At 30.9% G+C, this 6,000-nt stretch carries 4 protein-coding genes; 1 reads left to right on the top strand and 3 read right to left on the bottom strand.

The window, feature by feature from the left end; all coding sequences use genetic code 11:
• Positions 1-190: 190 nt before the first annotated feature.
• The 3 genes from EYW44_RS14835 to EYW44_RS14825 form a co-directional block, all read right to left on the bottom strand.
• Positions 191-490: a GIY-YIG nuclease family protein gene (locus tag EYW44_RS14835; protein ID WP_132724456.1), complete on the bottom strand. Its 300-nt coding sequence runs from the start codon at positions 488-490 to the stop codon at positions 191-193.
• A 553-nt stretch (positions 491-1,043) separates the two neighbouring features.
• Positions 1,044-3,782, bottom strand: coding sequence for a CHAT domain-containing protein (locus EYW44_RS14830; protein WP_132724455.1), 2,739 nt, complete (start codon positions 3,780-3,782; stop codon positions 1,044-1,046).
• A 50-nt stretch (positions 3,783-3,832) separates the two neighbouring features.
• Positions 3,833-5,233 carry a S8 family serine peptidase gene (locus EYW44_RS14825; protein ID WP_132724454.1) on the bottom strand — a complete coding sequence of 467 codons (1,401 nt, stop codon included), beginning with the start codon at positions 5,231-5,233 and terminating at the stop codon, positions 3,833-3,835.
• A gap of 202 nt (positions 5,234-5,435) precedes the next feature.
• Here EYW44_RS14825 and EYW44_RS14820 point away from each other — a divergent pair, with 202 nt between their 5' ends.
• Entirely contained in the window at positions 5,436-5,996 is a 561-nt protein-coding gene (locus EYW44_RS14820; RefSeq protein WP_132724453.1) for an RNA polymerase sigma factor, read from the top strand.
• Positions 5,997-6,000: the final 4 nt, after the last annotated feature.

Here is a 6,000-nt window from a genome sequence, read left to right as displayed (position 1 = left end):
CAGCCATTGCGAACTGTTTTGTAAACTAATGACGAGCTTTTGTCTTGTTCTTTCTCCTTTTATTAAATCTCTAAATCTAAAACTTTAATAAAATTTATTCCTAATACAAACATAGGATGACATTAAAAAACAGATTGCTTTACTTCGACTATAGCTCAGTACAAGCTCAATCCCTACTCACAATGACGTGTTAAGTAAAATCAAAAATCCAATCTTCGGACAAATCATTCCAATCAGGATTATCTATATTAATCAAAGTTTCTTTTCTTTTTCTATTACCTGCTTTTAATTGCTTTTCTCTTAAAATAGCTTCTTCTATGGAATCAAATTCTTCAAAATACACAAGTTTATTACAATTATATTTTGATGTAAAACCTTTAAAAAATTTAACCTTATGCTGATATATTCTTTTTAAAATATTAGACGTTACACCTATATAAATAACGGTGTTGTTTTTATTACTAAGGAAATAAACATAGCTCTTTTTCATAATTGTAAAACTACAACTTTTCTTTATATGACAAACCTGAACGTCTTTAGGAATGGAACGCAGTGGAGTGAAGTAATCTCAAAATCGTTGACTTGAAATGAAATTGCTAACTAAAAACATACAGATCACGTCGTCGTAACCTCCTCGTGATGAAATTCCTGAACGTCTTTACGAGCAAAACGCAGTGGAGCGAAGTAATCTCAAAATCGTTGAACTTGAAATATAATTACATACTAACAATGAACAGATCACGTCGTCGTGACCTCCTCGTGATGACATTCCTCAACGTCTTTACGAGCGGAACGCAGTGGAGCGAAGTAATCTCAAAATCGTTGAACTTGAAATATAATTACATACTAACAATGAACAGATCACGTCGTCGTGACCTCCTCGTGATGACATTCCTCAACGTCTTTACGAGCGGAACGCAGTGGAGCGAAGTAATCTCAAAATCGTTGAACTTGAAATAGAATTGCTTACTAATAATGAACAGATTGCTTTACTTCGACTATCGCTCAGTACAAGCTCAATCCCTCTTGCTATGAAAAAACAACTAAGATTTTCTTCGGAAGAAAAATAAACCTACAGCAGCAATTAGCAACAAACCTCCCAATATGAACATCCAATTAAAAGAAGGAGTACTTAAATCTACTACAGAAACATCTCCGATTAAAATATAACTTCCCCAATAAAACGGAGAAGCATCAATACCATCATGCGTCTTTAAGTAATCTAATTTAGCTTTTTGTAATGCTTTACTTTTAGAATCTCCGTTGTTTAAATATTGATAAAAATTAGTAATAATTTGTTCGTTGGTTTTATCATTTGATGACCATAAACTAGACACAACACTTTTAGCACCGCCATAAAAGAAACCTCTTGCTAAACTCATCACTCCTTCTCCCAATTGCAATTCTCCTAAAGATGTTTTGCAAGCACTTAGGGTTACTATTTCGTGTTCGTTTTTATATCCGTAAATTTCCTGTAACGATAATTTTTCATCATTAAAGGCAATCCATGGAGTTTCTGTATCATTTACCTCAGCATGTGTTGCTAAATGCAAGCCTTTATATTGATTTCCTTGATCTAGAAAATTAGCCTTTTTAGCATTTTCATTCAATAAAGTAGTTCCGTTAAAAATACTATTGGTAGTATTAACTTCTGATACAGTATAATGCAACGAAGGCAAATTTAAAGTAGTAAAATCAACAGGAGCTACTGCTAAAAATCCTTTAGGTGCTACTCTATCAATTTGATTGTTATTTTCTAAATGAGACAATGAGTAGGCATAACTTATAACAGCATCTTTTATAAAATAATTCGCTGTGTTTTTTGTAGTGATTAATGTTTCAAAAGCTACTTTTTGCAATCGATAATCTGGTATAACAATCACTTCTTTGCCTTTTATTTGCTGAAATACCTGTTCTGGAATCAACTTTTCAAATAGAGTATTCGCTATTTGATAATATGCTTGTTGCTGCTGACGTGTGTTTATTTTTTGAGTTACAAAATTTTGCAATGTCTGAATTTCCTCTGGTAACGCTTTAGCATTATTAATTTCAAAAAATTCAGTTTTCCTTTCACCAATTAATAATCCATAACCTTTATCATCATTTGTAATGTATTGTAAAAAGTTCGTTCTTTCTTTCTTACTTTTTTCTAAGGCTTGTTGGTATGTAATTATAGGGAGTTTTCTTTTGTACTTTCCATATTCAGGATAAGCAACAACTAAAGAATCTACAAAGGTGGCGTACTTTCTTTTTGATAGATACAATGCTCTTTTTACACTTTCTATGTTATTGTTTTCTTTTTTTGAAACCTGTTGTAACTTACTTTCTAGCTTGTGAATTTCATTTTTTAACGCAACTTCTTTACTTGCTATATCTAAGGGTAACTTGGCATTCTTAACTGCCTGATAATTTGATATATCTTCTAATAATAATATGGCTTTATTTTTCTCCATAAAGTAAAGCGCTTTTGCAGGATTGTTTAACAAATAACAAACCTCAACTGCACCTAAATACAAATCTGCTCCTTGCTCTCTCCAAAACAGTTTAGACTTAACCTCGGTACTTTCAAACCGAATAATATCTATTAATTTGTCTGCAGATTCAAAAGTTACTAACGCACTTTGTAAATGCTTCACATCTTTTTCTGCATGGTAGTAAGCTATGAAAGCTTTTGCTTTTTGAATAAGGTGGTGTAATAAAAAGTATTTGTCTTTGGCTTCTTCTAAACTTTTTTGAGGTATTACATCATACAATTTTAAATCACTATTTAATAATAATATGTTTATTGCTTTTTGATACTCTTTTAAGGATGAATCATATTGCTTTTGCTCTAAAAAAACATCTCCTTTATTTTCAATAGCTACTGAATTAGTTTGATCATATAATAGTGCTTTATCAAAATAATAAAAAGCTTTTCTATCATCCTTTAATTTCGCATATGATTGACCTAAACTATTATATCCTCTAGCTATGTTTATAGAGTCATTTTTAGGTACCCCTTTTAGTACTTTTTCAAAATAAACAATCGATTCTCTATAAAAACCATTTTCTAATAAACGATTTCCTTCTAATTGATTCAATCGATTATGATATTTGGTGTTTTTTACTCCTATAAGATTTAATATTGAATCAGCTTTGAATGCGTCTTCTTTTATATTTCTAGAAAATTGCTCCCATCCCATTAAAGAATAAACGTTTGCTCTGTATTCATAAGCTTGCATTGTTTTCTTTCTTAAAACTGTATCTTTTGACGATAAGTCAATTAAACCATTTAAATTAATGAGTGCCTTATAAAAATCTCCTGTAATTGTATACAATTTAGAAAGTTCCCTTAAAGCACTTAAAGTATTTTTATCGACTTCAGAAATTTCTTTTATTATCTGATAATATTTTATGGCCTCAAAATAATTGTTACTTCTTGTATAAAAAATAGCTAAATTATACAATGTCTTTTTTAAGGAAATAATAGAAACTTTATGTTCTCTCTTTATATTCAATGCTTTTTTAGTAAAAAAAATAGCTTTCTTTAAATTAGCTTTTTTCTTTTTGTCAATTATATAAAACCATTTTCCATATTCTTGATAGCAATTCCCTAACTCATCAGGTAATATAATCGATTTGTTACTTTCTATAAATTTTATAGCCTGGTCTTCTTTTATGTTGTTTGTAACTTTTGAGGACAGAATTGTTTTTAAACTATCTAAATTTTTTTCTTGGGTATGCCCTGAAATAGAAGTTAACAAGAAAAGAGAGATTGAAAATAAAAAAGCACTGAATTTCATTTTTTAAAAATAGAAAAATCAGCGCTTTTTACAACTAAAGTTATATCTTTTTAGAAACCTCCTGGAGGGAATGGGCTTGCTTGTTGGTAATACCCCCTTATAATAATATTACTTCCATAAATTTTATCTCTTAAACTTGCCGCTTTAAAACTTGTTCCCATCACACTATTTTTTAATTGTGCTGGACGCACACGTGTGTCATAAAACATTTTTGCTGCTCTAGCTACAACTTCAGGACAAGCAAATGAAGTTCCTTTTACATCTGCTACCAATCGATGACTCCTTGCATCTAATACTACATTATGTTCAAATGCTGCCACTACATCAATACTAGAATTTCCGTAATTAGATTCTGTTGCCAAATCAAAACCTCCTACATATACCGATCCAATACTTGGATAGGCAGAAAAATCTCCTACATAACCACCCACCGTTAATACATTAGGTGCTGTATATCCTGATGGAAAATGTGTATTACCTTCCGTATCTGTATCAATCCCTTCATTTCCTGCTGAAGCCATTAATAACAAATACTCATCATTATCTTTTACAATATTTTCAAAAATTTCTTGATTTTCTAAATTATAAAAACCAAAACTACAATTTACCAAGAAAGCCTCCTTTTTGGCTGCAATGTATTGTAAACTACAAAGCAAATCAAAATAATTCCCTTTTCCATTTCTATCAAAAGCTTTTACAGGCAATACTTTATATGGCACATTTTCTTGTACTAAAACATCTCTAATAATTTGGTTCACTAGAGTTCCGTGAGCATGATCATCTCTTGGATCGTTATCATTATTTACAAAATCCCAACCAGAAATTTCATCTGGGTAGCAACTAGGGTTATCACCTGCACTATTATACAATACTGGTGCTGGTAGATAATCATAATCAATCCCTGTATCAATAATGGCAATATTCACAGCATTTGCGGGTGCATCGTAAAACACTTTACTTTCTGCTTTTACCATATTTTTCCCCATCATTTTTTGATACCCATCTTTTACAAATAGAGTAAACTGATAATCTCCGTTCAAATCTTCATCCCCATCATCATCTGTTGACAAATTTTGTACTAAATCCTCTATCCCTCCAAAATCATCGTCTGTGGTATCAATAGTCCATAATTCTATGTCATCGTTTTCACAATCACAGGTTTCTATGTGATCAATAACAAAATGATATTTTACCTGCACAGTATCTCTGATATTGTTTTTAATATCAGGTAACAGACCTTTTTGTTTAAATTCAATGACGATTTGGTTTTCTACTATTTGTGGTGTTAACGGATTGGTAACCGTACTTTTTATCGTTGAAGTTGATAAAAACTTTTTACTAGCACTTTCTTTTCCTTGTATAGCGTCATCATCTTGAAATACTTCATCTTGTGTACATGATAAGAATATTGTAAAGATGCAAACAATTAAAAATGTAATACCTTTTCTCATAATCTTCGTTTTTAAGTTTCTATTGTTTTTTGTTCACCCTAAGGACCACGAATTTATAAAAAGGTTACCTCTGTTTTTATTATTTTTTTTAATTTTCCCAAAATTAATGAAAAACACTTACGAGCCTTGAGTGTTTTTCTCCTAAAACAAACACTAAAAACAAATTAGTTTTGTACATCAAACGACTTTAGAACAAACACAAATGGATAGTGAATACTTTTTACAAAGCATACGGAAGGGGGACAACATTGGAATTGGTAAGATTTATACAAAACTATATCCGAAGGTTAAAAGACATATTATACAACGCGATGGTAGCGAAGATGATGCTAAAGATATTATGCAAAAAGCTTTGATGCAATTATCGGTACGTGCTCAGGACACTAACTTTGAAATTTCTTCGAGTTTTGATGGGTATTTTATGGTGATTTGTAAAAATTTATGGATTAGAGAAGCAAAAAAATTAAAATTAAGGGTAACTAATGATACTACTTTGGATCTAGTAAGTGACGACATGGACGTAGCCATGAGTGCCTTTGAGCAAGAAAAATGGGAACTTTTTAAAGAAAAACTACAAGAAATCTCTGAAAACTGTAGAGAGTTACTACAACTTTTCTTTAAAAAAGTATCGTACAAACAGATTGCTTCTTTAAAAAACTATGCTTCTGAAAATACCGTGAAGCAACGTATTTTTAAATGTAAAGCAAAATTAAAAGACACCATACAATCGGACAGACGTTATGCTGATTTAAAGCATTTTTAGTAGT

It is taken from the genome of Tenacibaculum sp. M341 (assembly GCF_004337695.1).
Taxonomy (GTDB): Bacteria; Bacteroidota; Bacteroidia; order Flavobacteriales; family Flavobacteriaceae; genus Polaribacter.
The sequence above is the reverse complement of the archived record's forward strand: the minus strand, read 5'-3'. Positions and strand labels throughout refer to the sequence as shown.